The sequence below is a fragment of the Pseudonocardia sp. genome (assembly GCF_025465255.1).
GTDB lineage: Bacteria > Actinomycetota > Actinomycetes > Mycobacteriales > Pseudonocardiaceae > Pseudonocardia.
This window is the reverse complement of sequence record NZ_JAODNI010000235.1, coordinates 1-16,942: the sequence shown is the minus strand read 5'-3', so window position 1 is coordinate 16,942 and position 16,942 is coordinate 1. Positions and strand designations below refer to the sequence as shown.

Genomic DNA, 16,942 nt, shown 5'->3' with positions numbered 1-16,942 from the left:
GGTCTGGCTAACCGCTCGGCCGTTCGTGCAGTATTCGGGCGTGTCCGACGTCGCGCCCTTCACCCCCGTCACCGCCGAGTCGATCGCTCGTGCGCGCCAGCACTCGGTCGGCGATCTGCTGCGCCGTACCGCGCTGCGCTACCCGGACAAGCTCGCCGTGGTCGCGGGCGAGCGCCGGGTCACCTTCGCCGAGTTCGACGTGGCCGTGAACCGCTGCGCCCACGCCCTCTCCGGCCGCGGGCTGGTCAAGGGGGATCGGCTGGCGCTGCTCAGCCACAACTCCTGGCAGTACGCGGTGCTCGTCTTCGCCACCGCGAAGCTCGGCGTGGTGCTGGTCCCGGTCAACTTCATGCTCGGCGCGGAGGAGATCGCGTTCATCCTCGGGCACTCCGGCGCGGTCGGGATGGTCGCGGAGGACGCCCTGATCCCCACCGCGGAGAAGGCACTCTCGGGCGCCGGCCTCACCGACGGCGTACGCGGCTCGATCCCCCTGGCCGGCGGCGGTGCCCCGGACGGCTGGGAGGACGTCGACTCCTGGATCGACGCCGGCGACCCGTCGTCGCCGGAGGTCCTGGTGGCCGACGACGACCCGCTCCGGCTGATGTACACCTCCGGCACGGAGTCCCGGCCCAAGGGCGTCATGCTGTCGAGCCGGTCGCTGATCGCGCAGTACGTCTCCTGCACCATCGACGGCGGCATGAGCGTCGACGACGTCGAGGTCCACACGCTGCCGATGTACCACTGCGCGCAGCTGGACTGCTTCTTCTCCGTCGACGTCTACCTGGGCGCGACCAGCATCATCCTGCCCGGGCCGGATCCCGCGACGCTCCTGGCGACGATCGAGCGGGAGAAGGCCACCAAGGTCTTCTGCCCGCCGACGGTGTGGATCTCCCTGCTGCGCCACCCGGACTTCGACACCCGGGACCTCTCGAGCCTGCGCAAGGGCTACTACGGGGCGTCGGCGATGCCCGTCGAGGTGCTCCGCGAGCTGTCCCGGCGCCTGCCCGACGTGCAGTTCTGGAACTTCTACGGGCAGACCGAGATGTCCCCGCTCGCCACCATCCTGCGTCCGCACGAGCAGTTGCCGCACGCCGGATCCGCCGGCCGCGCGTCGCTGAACGTGGAGACCCGCGTCGTCGACGATGCGGACCACGAGGTCCCGACCGGGCAGGTCGGCGAGATCGTGCACCGCAGCCCGCACGCCGCGCTGGGCTACTTCGACGACGAGGAGAAGACGGCAGCGGCGTTCCGGAACGGCTGGTTCCACTCCGGCGACCTGGGGATCATCGACGAGAACGGCTACCTGACCGTCGTCGACCGCAAGAAGGACATGATCAAGACCGGTGGCGAGAACGTCGCCAGCCGGGAGGTCGAGGAGGCGATCTACCTGCTCGCCGGGGTCGCCGAGGTCGCCGTGTTCGGGATCAGCCACCCGCACTGGATCGAGGCCGTGACCGCGGTCGTCGTGCCGAAGCAGGGCGTCACGCTGACGAAGGAACAGGTCGACGCCCACGCACGCGAGGTGCTCGCCGGGTACAAGCGGCCCAAGTACGTCGTGTTCGCGGAGTCCCTGCCGAAGAACCCCAGCGGCAAGATCCTCAAGAAGGACCTCCGGGTGGAGCACGCCGACCTCGCCACGTGAGCCCGGTCCTGTCCCGCCGGTCCGTGGAGGAGGCCTGATGTATCCCGGCACGTACGCGCGCACCACCCCGGACAAGGCCGCGATCGTGATGGCCGGCGACGGCCGCACGCTGACCTACCGCGACCTCGACGACCGGTCCTCGCAGCTCGCGCGGGTCCTGCGGGCGTACGGCCTGCGCCGTGGGGACCACATCGCGATGGTCGCGGAGAACTCGCCGGAGGTCTTCGAGGTCTACTGGGCTGCGTTGCGCTCGGGCCTGTACGTCACGGCGGTGAACCATCACCTCACCCCGCCGGAGATCGCCTACATCGTCGACGACTGCGAGGCGCGGGTCCTCGTCGTCACCGGCGGGCTCGCTGAGCAGGCCGAGGCGATCGTGCCGCTGACCCCGCGCGTCGAGCACCGGCTGGTCGCCGGCGGCGCCGCCGCCGGCCACGACGACTACGAGGCCGCCCTGGCCACGCAGCCGTCCGGTGTACTGGACGAGGAGCCGTGCGGAGCGGACATGCTCTACTCCTCCGGCACCACGGGCCGTCCGAAGGGGATCGAGCCGCGGCTGCCGAACCGCCGGGTCGACGAGCCGGGCAGCACCGTCGCCGCCGCGTTCGGCGAGGCCTACGGCTTCGGCCCGGACACGGTCTACTACTCGCCCGCGCCCCAGTACCACTCCGCGCCGCTCCGTTTCGGAGCGATGGTCCACGCACTCGGCGGGACGCTCGTCATCGCGGACCGGTTCGACGCCGAGCAGGCGCTCGCGGACATCGAGCGCCTCCGGATCACGCACAGCCAGTGGGTGCCGACGATGTTCGTCCGGATGCTGAAGCTGCCCGACGAGGTCCGGACGCGGTACGACCTGTCGTCGCTGAAGGTGGCCGTGCACGCCGCCGCGCCGTGTCCCGTCGAGGTCAAGCGGGCGATGATCGAGTGGTGGGGTCCGGTGCTCGAGGAGTACTACAGCTCCACCGAGTCCCTCGGCTCGACGCGGATCAGCTCGGCGGAGTGGCTGGAGCACCCGGGCTCGGTCGGGCAGGCGAAGGTCGGGATCCTGCACATCTGCGACGACGCGGGCACCGAGCTCGCGCCCGGCGGCATCGGCACGATCTACTTCGAGCGGGACGAGCTGCCCTTCCGCTACCACGGCGACGAGGCCAGGACCCGCTCCGTCCAGCACCCCGCACACCCGACCTGGGCGACGTCGGGGGACGTCGGCCACGTCGACGACGACGGCTGGCTCCACCTCACGGACCGCAAGTCCTTCATGATCATCTCGGGTGGGGTGAACATCTACCCGCAGGAGATCGAGGACTGCCTCGCCCTGCACCCCGCGGTACACGACATCGCCGTGATCGGGGTGCCGGACGAGGAGATGGGCGAGCAGGTCAAGGCGGTCGTGGTGCCCGCCGACGGGGTCACCCCGGGCCCGGAGCTGGAGGCCGAGCTGCTCGCCTTCGTCCGGGAGGGGATCGCCCATTACAAGAGCCCCCGCACCGTGGACTTCGTGGAGTCCCTGCCCCGGACGCCCACGGGCAAGCTCGTCAAGCGCCGGGTGGTCGAGATGTACCGCCTGTGAGCGTGGAACCTCGCTAGAGCGAGGTTCCACGCGCACGACCCCGACTGACGCGGGATTACGCCAGCGCGGCCCGGACGAGCTCCCGGATTCCCGTCGCGGGGCGACCGAGGAGCCTCTCCAGCGCGTCCGACGGCTCGGCGAAGAACCCGTCGCTGACGAGCTGGGCGATGAAGGCGCCCTCGCCGGCCTCGGCCAGCGGGATCTCCCGGTGCACCACCGTCGTCCCGGACTCCTCCGCGATCACGGCGGCGAGGTCGTCGTAGGTCCACAGCGGACCCCGCAGCTCGTGGCACGCGTCGTCGTGGTCGCTGCCCGTGAGCACGGCGGAGGCGGCGAGCCCGAAGTCCCTGATCGTCGCCGTGTTGAGGGCCTTCCCGCCGTCCGCGGACACGACCTCCCCGGCCTCGACGGCCGCCTTCACCACGCCCGAGTTGACGAAGAAGTCCGAGTAGAAGCTGTTGCGGAGCACCGTGCTGGTGAGCCCGGACTCCCGCAGCAGCTGCTCGGTCGCGGCGTGGTCGGTGAGGAAGCCCGGGCCGCTGTCCGCCTTGATCGCGCTCGTGTAGACGATCCGTCCGACGCCGGCGGCCTTCGCCGCGGTGATGGCGTTCCCGTGCTGCCGTGCCCGGGTGCCCGGGGTGACGTCCGGGGACGAGACGAGCAGGACGACGTCCGCACCGGCGAACGCGGCCTCGAGGCTCGCCGGGTCGTCGTAGTCCCCGGCGCGGACGTCGACGCCGCGCCCGGTCAGGTCCGCGGCCTTCTCCGGAGTGCGTGCCACGGCGGCGAGCTGGTCGGCGGGGACCCTGGTCAGCAGGTCCTCGACGACGACGCGCCCGAGATTGCCGGTCACGCCGGTCACCACGATCATCTCTGTGTTCCTCTCCTCGGTTCGTTGCGCCTTCGACGCTACGGTGATGTACTCACTTCTGGTAAGTACGTACCTTTCGGTAAGGACAGGGAGCAGATGTGAGCGCGCAGGTGGAAGCGGTCAGGTGGCCCGGCCCGGGTGACGCGTTCGACAAGGACTGCCCGGCGCGCGCCGTCCTGGACCACGTGACGTCCAAGTGGGCGGTGCTCGTGCTCGTCGCGCTGTCGCGGGACGAGCTGCGCTTCAGCGCGCTGCGCCGGGAGGTCGGCGGGGTCAGCGAGAAGATGCTGGCGCAGACGCTCCGGACGCTCGAGTCCGACGGCTTCGTGGACCGGGTCGTCGCCACCACCGCGCCGCCGCAGGTGACCTACAGCCTCACCGAGCTGGGCCGGGGGCTCACCGAACACCTCGCGGGCCTGATCGGCTGGATCAACGACCGGGTGCCCGAGGTCGTCGCAGCCCGGGGCTGACCCGCGGGTCAGCCGGTGAGCAGGGGGACGAGGTCGTCGAGCGTCCCGATCGGGACGTCTCCGGCGAGGCCCCGCAGTGCGGCGGTGCGCGCGCCCGCGGTCCGGGCGGCGGCGAGCCCCGCGTCCGCGTCCTCGACGACCAGGCACTCCTCCGGCGGGACGCCCAGCGCGGCCGCCGCCTGCAGGTAGCCGTCCGGGTCGGGCTTGCCTCGCACGATGTCCTCGATGGTGATCACCACCTCCGGCGGTGTGATCCCTGCGGCGCCGAGACGCGCGGCCGTCAGCCTGCGGTCGGCGCTGGTGACGATCGCCCAGGGGAGCGTCAGCGACGCGAGGAGGCGGTGCGCGCCCGGCGTCGCGACGACGTCGGCGAGATCGGTGTGCTGCAGCTCGAGCTGGCGCGTCCCCGCCCGGACGTTCTCCGCGTCGTCGAGGTCCGGGCAGACCTCGCGGATCGTGTCCCACGACGGACGGCCGTGCCCGACGCGGATCACCCGCTCCGGATCGACGCCGTACTCGGCCGCCCACGTGCGCCACGCCCGTTCCACGGCGGCGTCGGAGTCGACGAGCGTCCCGTCCATGTCGAACAGGACAGCGCGCACCGCGCGGAGGTCCGTCACGGGTCTGACGACGGTCACGGTCCGACGATAGGGCAGAAATACGGGGAGGGGGTATCGGGTTGTGGTGGACATGGACACCGCACTGATCTACCGGCTCGCGGAGGGACAGCTCGACGGCGGCCGGCCGCTGGAGGCCCTCGCGATGCTGGAGCCCCTGGCCGACCAGCTGCGGGACGGCGCCGCGGGCAGCCTCCTGCTGGGCCGGGCCTACTACCGGTCCGCCCAGCTGCGGCGGGCCGAGGAGGAGCTGACCCGCGCCGTCGAGCTCGCCCCGGCCGACGCCTACGCCCGCGCCCTGCTCGGCCGCACCCTGCAGCGGCAGAGCCGGCACGCCGAGGCCCTGGTCCACCTGCGGCTGGCCGCCGCGCTGGACCCGGAGTACGCGGCCGATCGCGACTCCTGCGAGGCACGCGTGGCCTGACCCGCCTCTGCCCCGCCCTGCCTCTGGCGCATGAACGGCACTCCCGTGCGGAACTACCGCGCGAGAGTGCCGTTCATGCATGCAAGGGGCGGGACTCAGCCCACCATGGACGGGACGGGCTCGGAGTCGGCCTCGGTGGCCCCCTCGTCCGCCAGGATCGGGCAGGCGAGCCAGCCCTCCGGGATCCCGAAGGCGTCGACCAGGAGCCGGGCGTGCGGCCGCAGCTCCGCGCACAGGTCGTTGACGGCGCCCGTGACGGCCCGGCTCTCGGCGGCGGTGAGCCGGCCGTGCTCCAGGAACCACGCCCGGTCCCGCTCGATCACCGCGAGCGCGTGCAGGTCGGAGATCGTCTCGACCAGCGCCCGCACCGCCGGGTCCGTGACCCGTCCGATCGCGTCCACGAACGACTCGAAGACCAGCGCGTCGACGTGCGCGCGGGCCGCGGCGAGCATGTGGTCCTGGGCGGCGTTGAAGATGCCGAACTGGTCCGCGCCCTTCTTCAGCGCGGGCCGCATCCGGCGGGCGAGCCCGGCGAGCAGGTGCTCGGCGCGGTCCGTGATCAGCTTCCGCTGCTGCGCGCGGTCCCGCGGCGCGAAGCCGCGCCCGGGCAGCCGGCTCGGGAGCTTGTTGGCGCCGGTCCGCTCGGTCACCGACGCCAGCACCTGCTCCCCGGCGAACCGGGCGATGCCGAGCGGGCCGAGCTTCCCGACCCGCTTGCCGTAGTCCCCGAGGAGTCCCTTGCCGACGAGCTGCAGCAGCACCGTGTTGTCACCCTCGAACGTCGTGAAGACGTCCGTGTCCGCCTTGAGCTGCGGGATCAGGTTCTCGGACAGGTAGCCCGCCCCGCCGCAGGCCTCGCGGCAGGCCTGGATCGTGGCCGTCGCGTGCCATGTCCCCACGGCCTTGAGCCCGGCCGCGCGGTTCTCCAGCTCGCGCTGTGCGGCCTCGTCCTCCGGGGCGCCGGGCGACTGCAGCCGGTGCATCTCGGCTACCAGGTCGTCCTGGGCGAACTGCAGGGCGTAGGTCGTGGCGAGCGCCGGGAGCAGCTTGCGCTGGTGGGCGCGGTAGTCCAGGACCACCACCTCCTCACCGGAGGCCGGGTCGCTGAACTGCCTGCGCTTCTCGCCGTAGCGGATCGCGATGGCCAGCGCCTTCTGGGCGGCGCTGCCGGCGCCGCCCGCGACGCTGATCCGGCCGCGGACCAGGGTGCCGAGCATCGTGAAGAACCGGCGGTTCTCGTTCTCGATCGAGCTCGAGTAGGTGCCGTCCTCGGCCACATCCGCGAACCGGTTGAGCAGCGCCTCCCGCGGCACGCGCACGTGGTCGAACGTGAGGCGGCCGTTGTCGACGCCGTTCAGCCCGGCCTTCTGCCCGCAGTCGGAGATCTCGACACCGGGCATGGCCTTGCCCTCGTCGTCCCGGATCGGAGTCAGGAACGCGTGCACGCCGTGCGAGGTGCCCTCGGTGACCAGCTGTGCGAACACGACGGCCATCCGCCCGTCCCGTGCGGCGTTGCCGATGTAGTCCTTGCGCGCCCCGGGCTCCGGGGTGTCGATCACGAACTCGCGCGTCGACGGGTCGTAGGTCGCGGTCGTGCGCAGGTGCTGGACGTCCGACCCGTGGCCGGTCTCGGTCATCGCGAAGCAGCCGAGCAGCTCGCCGTCCATGATCCGGCGCAGGTACTCGTCATGGTGACGCTTGGTGCCGAGGACCTGCACGGCGCCACCGAACAGGCCCCACTGCACCCCCGCCTTGACCAGGAGGGACAGGTCGCCGTAGCCGAGGGCCTGGAAGGCGACGACGACCCCACCGACGTCCCCCTTGCCGCCGTACTCCTCGGCGAACCCGGTGTGCGGGTGCCCGGTCTTCGCGAGCTCCTCGACGAGCTCGAGGACGCGGGCGCGGTACTCCTCGGTGCTCAGGTCCGGGTTCGCGGGCCGGAACAGGCCCATCCGGGATCGGACGTCCTCGCGGACGTTCGCCCAGCGGCCGTCGAGGACGGTGCGGAGTGCTTCTACTGAGGGTGTGGCGGTCATGCGGTCACCTCCGGGGAGGGTGCCGGGCCGGCGAGTCCGGCCCAGGCGAGGTCGGTGAGACGGGCGGTGAGCTCGTCGCGGGTGGTGCCGTCGGGCCGGGTGATCCAGTCGTCCGCGGCACCGCGGACCAGGCCGACGAGCCCGTGCCCCCACGAGCGGGCGCGGGCGGGGTCGTCCTGGCCGTTGCGGCGGAACTGCTTCGCGATCACGCCGGCGACGTGGTCGCCGATCATGGCGACGAGGTCGGTCACGGGGTCCGCGGCGTGGACCGCGGGATCGAGGAGCGGCCGGTGTACCACGAACAGGTAGACCTCACGGTCCGACTCGATCAGTCGCAGGTATGCGTCGATACCTTCGGAGAGGGCGAAGCGGGGCCCGCGTCCGGAAGCGCCGAACTCCCGGTCCGTGGCCTTGCGGATCTGTCCGACAAGGACCTTCGCGACGGTCCCGCACACGGCCACGTACAGGCCGGTGCGGTCGCGGAAGTGCCGGTAGACGGCGGTCTTGCTGGTGCCGGCCTCGGCGGCGATGTCGTCCATGCCGACACCGGCGCCGTGCCGGCGGACCGCGGTGATGGTGGCGGCGACCAGCTCGACACGCCGCTGCTCCCGGTGGGTGTCCCACCGGCTGTCCCGACGGTCCCGGGCGGTCTTCATGAAACCCACAGTACCGTGTACTTTGGGTACAAGCTACTCGTGGGTAATGCTGTTCACCCGGACAGGACAGGGCACCGGGACAGGCAGGGCACCCCCACAGGAGAGAAGGGCTCATGGCCGCGAAGACTCGTCAGACCCGCCAGGCCGCGGTGATCGGGGGCAACCGGATCCCGTTCGCGCGCGCCAACGGCAAGTACGCCCGCGCGTCGAACCTCGACATGCTCACCGCCACGCTCGACGGGCTGGTGGCCCGCTACGGGCTGGCCGGCGAGCGCCTCGGTGAGGTGGTCGCCGGGGCGGTGCTCAAGCACTCCCGGGACTTCAACCTCACCCGCGAGGCCGTGCTCGGCAGCCGGCTCGCCCCGTCGACCCCGGCCTACGACGTCCAGCAGGCCTGCGGCACCGGTCTCGAGGCCGCCATCGCCGTCTCCAACAAGATCAGGCTGGGGCAGATCGAGAGCGGCGTCGCGGGTGGTGTGGACACCGCGAGCGACGCGCCGATCGCCGTCAACGAGGACCTCCGCCGGATCCTGGTGGCGCTCAACGGCGCCCGGAGCGCGAGCGCCCGGCTGAAGCTGCTGGGCAAGCTGCGCCCCGGCCAGATCGTCCCGGAGATCCCGCAGAACTCCGAGCCGCGCACCGGCCTGTCCATGGGCGAGCACGCGGCGATCACCGCGAAGGAGTGGGGTGTCTCCCGCGAGGCGCAGGACGAGCTGGCCGCCGCCAGCCACCGGCACCTCGCCGCCGCTTACGACCGCGGCTTCTTCGACGACCTCGTCACGCCGTACCTGGGGGTCACGCGGGACGACAACCTGCGCCCGGACAGCAGCGTCGAGAAGCTCGCGAAGCTGAAGCCCGTGTTCGGCCGCGGCGAGGACGCGACGATGACGGCCGGGAACTCGACCCCGCTCACGGACGGCTCCGCGCTGGTCCTGCTCGGTTCGGACGAGTGGGCCGCCGAGCACAAGCTCCCGGTCCTGGCGCACTTCGTGGACGCCGAGACCGCCGCCGTGGACTACGTGCACGGCCGTGACGGGTTGCTCACCGCGCCGGTCTACGCCGTCCCGCGGCTGCTCGAGCGCAACGGGCTCACGTTGCAGGACTTCGACTTCTACGAGATCCACGAGGCGTTCGCGTCCACCGTGCTCGCCACGTTGAAGGCCTGGGAGGACCCGGCGTTCAGCAAGGAGCGGCTCGGCCTGGACAGCCCGCTCGGCTCGATCGACCGCAGCAGGCTCAACGTCAACGGCTCCTCGCTCGCCGCGGGGCACCCCTTCGCCGCGACGGGCGGACGGATCGTCGCGTCGCTGGCGAAGGCCCTGCACGAGAAGGGCTCCGGGCGCGGGCTCATCTCGATCTGCGCCGCGGGTGGGCAGGGCGTCGTCGCGATCCTGGAGGCTGTGAAGTGAGGACCGACGACGTGATCTTTTCCGCGGAGGAGAAATGAGCAACGACCGCCTGCGGGACTTCTCCAACACCGGCATCGCCGGCCGGCTCGGCGTGCCGCGCGTTCCCTTGCTCCGGCGCCACGAGCCCGGCCGGCCCCTGCTGCCGGGCCCCGCGCTGGTCAGCGCCGTGGGCGCGGGCCGGTTCGCGAAGCCGATCGGAGCACTCGTCGAGGAGTCTGGGCAGAGCGTCGTCGAGAGCGCCGGTGAGGACAAGCTGGCCGCCGTCGTCCTCGACCTGACGGCCGCCGCGTCCCTCGCCGACCTCGCCGCGGCTCAGCAGATCCTGACGCCGGCGGTGCGGAAGATCGCGCCGTCGGGCAGGCTGCTCGTGCTCGGGCCCGAGCCGGCGGAGGCGTCGACCGGGGAGGCGGCCGCCGTCGCCCAGGCCCTCGACGGGCTGGTCCGCTCGATCGGCAAGGAGCTGCGGGCGGGGGCGACCGCGAACCTGCTGGTCGTCGCCGCGGACGCGCTGCCCGCCGCCGTCGACAGCTCGGTGCGGTTCTTCCTGTCCGCGCGCTCCGCGTACGTCGACGGGCAGGTCGTGCACGTCGGCGTGCCGGTGGGGGCGCCGCAGGACCCGGTCGGGATGGACGATCCGATCGACCCGGACCGGCCGCTCGCCGGGCGGGTCGCCGTCGTCACCGGCGCCGCGCGCGGGATCGGTGCGGCCATCGCGGACACCCTGGCCCGGGACGGGGCGTCGATCGTCGCCGTCGACATCCCGGCGGCGGGCGAGAACCTGGCGAAGGTCGCGAACCGCACCGCGGGTGTCGCGCTGCAGCTGGACATCACCGCCGCCGACGCGCCCGAGCGGCTCCTCGGGCACCTGCGCGAGCGGCACGGCGGGGTGGACCTGGTGGTGCACAACGCCGGGATCACCCGGGACAAGCTGCTGGCCAACATGGACGCGGCGCGCTGGGACTCGGTCCTGGCCGTCAACCTGGCCGCGCAGCTGCGGATCAACGACGCGCTGCTCACCGACGAGACCGTGCTGCGCGAGGCCGGCCGGATCGTCTGCGTCTCGTCGCAGAGCGGGATCGCGGGCAACCGCGGGCAGACGAACTACGCGGCGTCCAAGGCCGGGATCATCGGCATGGTGCGGGCGTACGCGCCGCGGTTCGCCGAGCGCGGGGCGACGATCAACGCCGTCGCGCCGGGGTTCATCGAGACCGAGATGACCCAGAAGATGCCGCTCGGCACCCGCGAGGCCGGGCGCCGGGTCAACAGCCTCCGCCAGGGCGGCCTGCCGGTCGACGTCGCGGAGACGATCGGCTGGCTCGGGCAGTCCTCGAGCGGCGGCGTGAACGGGCAGGTCGTGCGGGTGTGCGGCCAGTCGATCCTGGGGGCGTGATGGCTCTGGGGGCGCTCTATGCGAAGGCCGCGGTCGGGGCGGTGCTCCCCGGCCGCGGGAAGACGCTGCCGGACCGGGAGATCGCGCGCGAGGGTCTCACCGTCGATCTCGGGCATCTCGCGGACTATGCGCGGGTCTGCGGGTTCGCGCTCACCGACACCCTTCCGATGACGTACCCGCACGTCCTCGCGTTCCCGCTGCAGGTCGAGCTGATGGCGTGCCGCGCGTTCCCGCTGCCGCTGCCCGGGCTCGTGCACGTCGCGAACCGGATCACCGCGCACCGGGCGATCCGGGCCGGCGAGCCGCTCGATGTCCGGGTGAGGGCGGAGCGGTTCGCTGCGCACCCCAAGGGCGCGCAGGTGGACCTGGTCGCGGCCGTCTCCGTGGCCGGCGAACCGGTCTGGGACGGGCGGAGCACGTACCTGGCCCGCGGCGGGTCCGCGCCCACCGGGTTCGCCGGGGAGATGCCCGAGATGTCCGATGTGGACGGACCGGCGTCCGCGGTCTGGCGGGTGGAGAAGGACACCGGCCGCCGGTACGCGGCGGTCAGCGGGGACGTGAACCCGATCCATCTGAACCCTTTGACGGCCAGGGCCTTCGGTTTCCCGCGGGCCATCGCGCACGGGATGTGGACGGCGGCCCGCGCGGTCGCGGCGCTGCAGGGCCGGGTCCCGGACGCGGCGACGTACGAGGTGCTGTTCCGGAAGCCGTTGTTGCTGCCGTCCGCCGTGGAACTGGTGACGCAGCCCGCCAGGGGCGGCTGGAACCTGTCCGTCCGCAACCGCCGCACCTCCGCAGCCCACCTCGCGGCCCAGGTCCACTGACCTCCCGAACTCGCGTTATGGAGCCATAACGCGACCTCGGAGGCCTGAAAAGCGCGTTGTGGCTCCATAACGCGAGAGTTCGGGGTCCGAGGAGCGCGTTGTGGCTCCATGGTGCGCGGCCGTTCGGCCTACACTCCCGCCATGGCGGACCTGCCGTCGCGTGCGCTCCCCCGCAGCCGTGACCTGAGACCCGGACGCTCGGTCATCGGCTGGCCGGTCCGGTTGCTGCTGGCCGCCGTCGTGGCGGTGGCGAACGTCGGCGGTGCGCTGATCGTGTTCGTGCTCGGGGCGTGGGTGCTCCCCACGGGCGAGCTCGCCGATCCCGGGCGGGCCCGCGTCGTCAACGTGCTGCTGTTCGCGGGCTACCTCGTGGTCTGCGTGCCGCTCGGGTTCGTGTGGGGCAGCCTGCGGTTCCGGCTGGGGCGCACCGCGCGGAGGGACCCGGAACGCCGGATCCGCCACCTCGTGCTCTACGGGCCGCTGCGGATCGTCACGATCCTGGCGACGCTCTGGATCGGCGCCGTCGTCCTGTTCGGACTGTTCAACCTGCGCTTCTCCCCGCGGCTCGCCATGCAGATCGCCGAGACGATCACGATCGGTGGAATCGCGACCTGCTCGCTGTCCTACCTGCTCACCGAGCGGATCCTGCGCGGCGCCGCCTCCCGTGTGCTGTCCCGCACCCCGCCCCGGCAGCGGCGGTTCATCCCCGGCGTGCTCGTGCGGGCGGTGCTGTTCTGGGCGCTCGGCACCGCGGTCCCGGTCGGTGGGCTGCTGCTCGCGGGGGTCGCGGCCCTGGTGTTCGGCGACGTCACCGCGGAGCGGCTCGCGGTGATGGTGCTGGCCATCGGCGGGAGCGCGCTGCTGGCCGGGGTGCTGACGACGATCGGGGCCGCGCGGGCGACCTCGGACCCGGTGGTCGCGGTGCGGCGGGCGATGCAGCGGGTGGAGCAGGGCGACTTCGACGTCCGCGTCCCCGTCTACGACAACACCGAGCTCGGCCGGCTGCAGGCCGGGTTCAACACCATGGCCGAGGGCCTCGCCGAGCGCGAGCGGATCCGGGACCTGTTCGGCCGGCACGTCGGGCACGAGGTCGCGCGGGCCGCGGCGGCGTCGGACGGAGTGGAGCTCGGCGGCGAGGTGCGGCGGGTCGCGGTGCTCTTCGTCGATCTCGTCGGGTCGACGGCAATGGCCGCGCAGCGCCCGCCGACCGAGGTCGTGGGCGTGCTCAACGCGTTCTTCGCCGTGGTCGTCGAGGTGGTGGAGCGGCACGGCGGCTGGATCAACAAGTTCGAGGGCGACGCCGCGTTGGCCGTCTTCGGCGCCCCGAACCACCTCCCGGACGTCGCCGGGTGCGCGCTGGCCGCGGGCCGGGAGCTGGCCGAACGGCTGGCCGAGGAGCTGCCGGACCTCACCGCCGGCATCGGCGTCTCCGCGGGGGACGCCGTCGCGGGCAACGTCGGGGACGTCCGCCGCTACGAGTACACGGTGATCGGGGACCCGGTGAACGAGGCCGCGCGGCTCACCGAGCTGGCGAAGACCGCGCCAGGCGGCGTCGTCGCCTCGGGCGCGGCGGTGTCACTGGCGAGCGGGCGGGAGGCGGAGCGCTGGCGCGTCGAGGACTCCGTCGTCCTCCGCGGCCGCACCGAGGCCACCCGGATCGCGGTCCCCGCCCCCGCCGGGTGACCGGTCCCGGCGGTCCGGGACCGGTCACCCGGGACGGTCGTCACTTGAGCATGAAGCCCGCGTCCACCTGCATGGTCGTGCCGGTGACCCACTTGCCGGCGTCGGAGACGAGGAACGCGACCACGTCGGAGACGTCGCGCATCGGCATGGCGTCGACCGGCATCAGGTTGAACCGCATCGCGTCGCCGAGCTCCTTGTGCTCGTCGAGCCACTTCGGGAAGAAGTCGTTGTTCGACATCGGCGAGTCCACGCCCGTGGGGTGGAGCGTGTTCACCCGGATCGACTCGGGCGCCAGCTCGCGCGCCAGCGTGCGCATCAGGCCGACGATGCCGTGCTTGGCCGCCGCGTAGTGCGTGCAGCCCGCGACGCCGCGCAGCCCCGCGATCGACGACGTGATGACGATCGAGCCGCCCCTGCCGCCGGCCCGGATGTGCGGCACCACGGCCCGACAGGCCTTGAACACGCCGGTCAGGTTGATGTCGATCATGTCGTCCCAGGTCTCGTCGTCGAGCTCCCAGGTGTTCTCCGACAGGCTGAGGATGCCGGCGTTGGCGAGCAGGATGTCGATCCGCCCGAACTCCTTCATCGCGGTGTCCGCGAGCCGGTTCATGTCCGCGGTGCTGCGGACGTCGGCCTGCAGCGCGACGCAGCGCCGGTCGAGCTTCTCGACCGCGGCCACGGTCTCCTCGAGGTCACCCGGGCGCCCGGTCGGGAACGGCACCGACCCGACCTGCTCGGTGATGTCGCAGACCACGATGTCCGCGCCCTCCTCCGCCAGCCGGATCGCGTGCGAGCGGCCCTGTCCCCGGCCGCCGCCGGTGATCACGGCGACCTTCCCGTCCAGCTGTCCCATCTCAGTTCCTTCCGTACCGCGCCAGCGCGCGGCGGTTGTGTTCGGTGATCGCGTCCGTGAGGTCGCGGTAGGGCTCGTCCCAGGGGTCCTTGAGGCCCCAGCCCCGGCCACCGGTGTTCTCGACGTAGCCGCACCAGTGCCAGCCCGCCAGCCACGGCTCGTGCAGCACCGCGTCGAGGGCTGCGCCGTAGTCGGCGCCGCGCGCGGCGTGGTCGGGCAGGCCCTCGCGGTGCGGGTTGAGCTGCGTGGGCGTCCAGTTGCCGACGTCGGCGACGATCACCGGCTTGTCGCCGCACTGCTCGCGCCACGCCGCCAGGTCGTCGTGCAGCCGCGTGCGGGACTCCGCGGTCGGCTCGGTGAAGTACTGCACCGACAGCACGTCGACGTGCGGCGCCATCGCCCGCAGGACCGGCTCGGGGATGCCCTTGTTGCCGTTGAACCGGTCGCCCAGGATCAGGTGGTCCGGGTCGTAGCGGCGGATCGCGGCCGCGACCGTCTCGTAGTAGCGGCTCGCGACGTCGTAGAGCCGCTTCTCCCGTTCGGCCGGGTCGAGTCCCTGCAGCTCGGCGAAGTCCCGGCCGGACGAGTGCGGCAGCCAGGCCGGGATGTCCACCAGGAAGTACCCGAGCAGGTCCGGCGACTCCGCGTGCTCGACCACGATGCTGCGGGCCAGGTAGTCGCACCAGACCTCGAAGTCGTCGTCCAGCGGGCGGAACGCGGGGTGACCGTTCCAGTCCTCGATCTCCTGCACGGGCAGCTGTGCGACGTAGGGCATCCCGGCCCCACGCAGCTCGGCCGCCGACCACGGCGTGGAGTGCTTGAGGTCGATCGGGTCGCCGAACCAGTCGAGCGCCTCGCCCCAACCACCGGCGACGTACTCCTGGGTCCAGCCGAGGGTGTTGAAGGACCAGCTGCGCAGGTCGGACACCACCCCGTCGCGGATCCAGCTCTCCCGGGAGCCGTACCGCTCGCGCCAGACGTCGACGTTGCGCGGGAACTTCAGCGCGGTCTCGTCGGCGTGGTTGAGGCCGAGGGACAGGAACGGGGCGCCGTCGGGGTCGACGAGCCGCCCGTCCCGGATCGTGAAGGCCGCCACGTCAGATCTCCTCCCCGGCGAAGAACCGCAGGTAGCGCCCGGCGAGCTCGTCCGGCGACTCCTCGGCCAGCTGGTGGCCCCACGGCAGGATCACGGCGCGGACGTCGTCGGCGACCTCCCTCATCTGCCGCTCGTTGTCGGCGCCGATGAAGTGCTCGCTGCCGACGGCGAGGACCGGCATCGGCAGCTTCGTCTTCGCGGACTCGCGGTTCTGGTCGCCGTCGGTCAGCGTCGCCCGGTAGATCTCGCACATGCAGCGCACGCCACCGGGCGAGGAGTAGCACCGCACGTACTCGTCGAGCGCGTCGGGCGTGATCGCCGCCGGATCGTGCGTCTCGTGCTTCATGAAGTACGAGAAGTACTCCCGCTCGTGCCCGTTGATCAGCATCTCCGGGAACTCGGGCACCGAGTAGAAGTTGATGTGCCAGAGCCACACGTAGCTGCGGACGTTCTCCGCGGTGAGGAACGAGTAGTCCTCCAGACCGAAGCCAGGCAGGATCATCTCCTGGTAGACGAGCTGCCGGACGCGCTTCGGGTAGGCCGACGCGAGCTGGTACGCCGCGGCGGCTCCCCAGTCCTCGCCGACGAGGCGGAAGTGCTCGTGGCCCAGCTCGGTCATCAGCTGCGCGAAGTCCTCGGCCACGTTGCGCATGTCGTAGCCGCTCGTCGCGTGCTCGGAGTCGCCGAGGCCGCGCATGTCCGGGACCACCACGGTGTACTGCGGCGTGAGCAGGGGGATCACGTGCCGCCAGTGGTAGGAGGTCTTCGGCACGCCGTGCAGCAGCAGGACGGGTTCGCCGCTGCCCGCCGTGAGGTAGTGCAGGCGCACCCCGTTCACGGTCGCGCGGCCGTGGCGGACGGGGTTCCCCTCGTGGTCGACGATCTTCATAGCGCCTCCTCAGGCGACGATCAGCGGGCGCAGCGTGCGGTGCGCGACCTGCAGCCCGGTGTGGATCCTGTCCTCGGTGCCGCCCCAGACCGGGTCCTCGTGCTCGACCGACAGCACGCCGTCGAAGCCGCCCTCGTAGAGCGCGTCCACGACGCGGAGCCAGTCGACGTCGCCGAGCCCGGGGACGCGGTAGCGCCACCACCCCACGTCGAACGGGTCCTCGCGGACCACGGCCTTGCCCGGCCACCCGTAGTGGTTCCGCTTCTCCGGGAAGAGCTGGATGTCCTTGGCCTGGGCGTGCGGGATCCGGTCGACGTAGGGCTTGAGTGCCTCGACGGGGTCGATGCCCATCCACACGAGGTGGCTCGGGTCGTAGTTCAGGTACAGCCCGAGCGAGAACATCCACTCCCACAGCTCGGGGGAGTAGGCGAGGTTGCCGGGGTAGCCGTCGGGGTGCCAGCCCTCCATCACGCAGTTCTCGATGATGAGCTTGACGCCCTTCTCCCCGGCGC

The 16,942-nt window shown here is 72.1% G+C and carries 16 protein-coding genes; 8 read left to right on the top strand and 8 right to left on the bottom strand.

Translation table 11 applies throughout. The annotated features are described in order from the left end of the window. Nucleotides 1-40: 40 nt before the first annotated feature. Nucleotides 41-1,642, top strand: coding sequence for an acyl-CoA synthetase (locus JWP64_RS29210; protein ID WP_297503354.1), 1,602 nt, complete (start codon nt 41-43; stop codon nt 1,640-1,642). 37 nt (nt 1,643-1,679) lie between these two features. Continuing rightward, nucleotides 1,680-3,212, top strand: coding sequence for an acyl-CoA synthetase (locus JWP64_RS29205; protein ID WP_297503352.1), 1,533 nt, complete (start codon nt 1,680-1,682; stop codon nt 3,210-3,212). A 55-nt stretch (nt 3,213-3,267) separates the two neighbouring features. Here the strand turns inward: JWP64_RS29205 and JWP64_RS29200 are convergent, their stop codons facing one another. Then, nucleotides 3,268-4,083 (bottom strand): NAD(P)H-binding protein, encoded by an 816-nt coding sequence (locus JWP64_RS29200; RefSeq protein ID WP_297503351.1) that lies wholly within the window; start codon nt 4,081-4,083, stop codon nt 3,268-3,270. Between the two features lie 98 nt (nt 4,084-4,181). Between JWP64_RS29200 and JWP64_RS29195 the strand changes: the two genes are divergently transcribed. Continuing rightward, nucleotides 4,182-4,553 (top strand): helix-turn-helix domain-containing protein, encoded by a 372-nt coding sequence (locus JWP64_RS29195; RefSeq protein WP_297503349.1) that lies wholly within the window; start codon nt 4,182-4,184, stop codon nt 4,551-4,553. Nucleotides 4,554-4,561: 8 nt separating this feature from the next. Here JWP64_RS29195 and JWP64_RS29190 read toward each other — a convergent pair whose 3' ends face one another. Then, nucleotides 4,562-5,191, bottom strand: a complete 630-nt coding sequence (locus JWP64_RS29190; RefSeq protein WP_297503347.1) for an HAD-IA family hydrolase — start codon at nt 5,189-5,191, stop codon at nt 4,562-4,564. A 52-nt stretch (nt 5,192-5,243) separates the two neighbouring features. Between JWP64_RS29190 and JWP64_RS29185 the strand changes: the two genes are divergently transcribed. Continuing rightward, entirely contained in the window at nt 5,244-5,594 is a 351-nt protein-coding gene (locus JWP64_RS29185; RefSeq protein WP_297503345.1) for a tetratricopeptide repeat protein, read from the top strand. Nucleotides 5,595-5,689: 95 nt separating this feature from the next. Here the strand turns inward: JWP64_RS29185 and JWP64_RS29180 are convergent, their stop codons facing one another. Together JWP64_RS29180 and JWP64_RS29175 are read right to left on the bottom strand one after the other, a co-directional pair. Continuing rightward, entirely contained in the window at nt 5,690-7,630 is a 1,941-nt protein-coding gene (locus JWP64_RS29180) for an acyl-CoA dehydrogenase (RefSeq protein WP_297503343.1), read from the bottom strand. Continuing rightward, nucleotides 7,627-8,286 (bottom strand): TetR/AcrR family transcriptional regulator, encoded by a 660-nt coding sequence (locus JWP64_RS29175; RefSeq protein WP_297503341.1) that lies wholly within the window; start codon nt 8,284-8,286, stop codon nt 7,627-7,629. The genes JWP64_RS29180 and JWP64_RS29175 overlap by 4 nt, the downstream gene beginning before the upstream one ends. Nucleotides 8,287-8,399: 113 nt before the next feature. Between JWP64_RS29175 and JWP64_RS29170 the strand changes: the two genes are divergently transcribed. From JWP64_RS29170 to JWP64_RS29155, 4 genes are all read left to right on the top strand, one after another. Next, nucleotides 8,400-9,695: an acetyl-CoA C-acetyltransferase gene (locus JWP64_RS29170; protein WP_297503340.1), complete on the top strand. Its 1,296-nt coding sequence runs from the start codon at nt 8,400-8,402 to the stop codon at nt 9,693-9,695. Between the two features lie 34 nt (nt 9,696-9,729). Continuing rightward, complete coding sequence (locus JWP64_RS29165; RefSeq protein ID WP_297503338.1) at nt 9,730-11,085, top strand: 3-oxoacyl-ACP reductase; 1,356 nt, start codon at nt 9,730-9,732, stop codon at nt 11,083-11,085. Next, complete coding sequence (locus JWP64_RS29160) at nt 11,085-11,909, top strand: MaoC/PaaZ C-terminal domain-containing protein (RefSeq protein WP_297503535.1); 825 nt, start codon at nt 11,085-11,087, stop codon at nt 11,907-11,909. The genes JWP64_RS29165 and JWP64_RS29160 overlap by 1 nt, the downstream gene beginning before the upstream one ends. 141 nt (nt 11,910-12,050) lie before the next feature. After that, nucleotides 12,051-13,592, top strand: coding sequence for an adenylate/guanylate cyclase domain-containing protein (locus tag JWP64_RS29155; protein WP_297503336.1), 1,542 nt, complete (start codon nt 12,051-12,053; stop codon nt 13,590-13,592). Nucleotides 13,593-13,632: 40 nt separating this feature from the next. Here the strand turns inward: JWP64_RS29155 and JWP64_RS29150 are convergent, their stop codons facing one another. The 4 genes from JWP64_RS29150 to JWP64_RS29135 form a co-directional block, all read right to left on the bottom strand. After that, complete coding sequence (locus tag JWP64_RS29150; RefSeq protein WP_297503334.1) at nt 13,633-14,445, bottom strand: mycofactocin-coupled SDR family oxidoreductase; 813 nt, start codon at nt 14,443-14,445, stop codon at nt 13,633-13,635. A 1-nt stretch (nt 14,446) separates the two neighbouring features. Continuing rightward, entirely contained in the window at nt 14,447-15,541 is a 1,095-nt protein-coding gene (locus tag JWP64_RS29145; RefSeq protein ID WP_297503332.1) for an agarase, read from the bottom strand. Between the two features lies 1 nt (nt 15,542). After that, on the bottom strand, nt 15,543-16,430 hold the full coding sequence (locus tag JWP64_RS29140) for an alpha/beta hydrolase (RefSeq protein WP_297503330.1): 888 nt from the start codon (nt 16,428-16,430) through the stop codon (nt 15,543-15,545). Between the two features lie 9 nt (nt 16,431-16,439). After that, nucleotides 16,440-16,942: sugar phosphate isomerase/epimerase (locus tag JWP64_RS29135; protein WP_297503328.1), on the bottom strand; the 503-nt coding region annotated here is incomplete at its 5' end.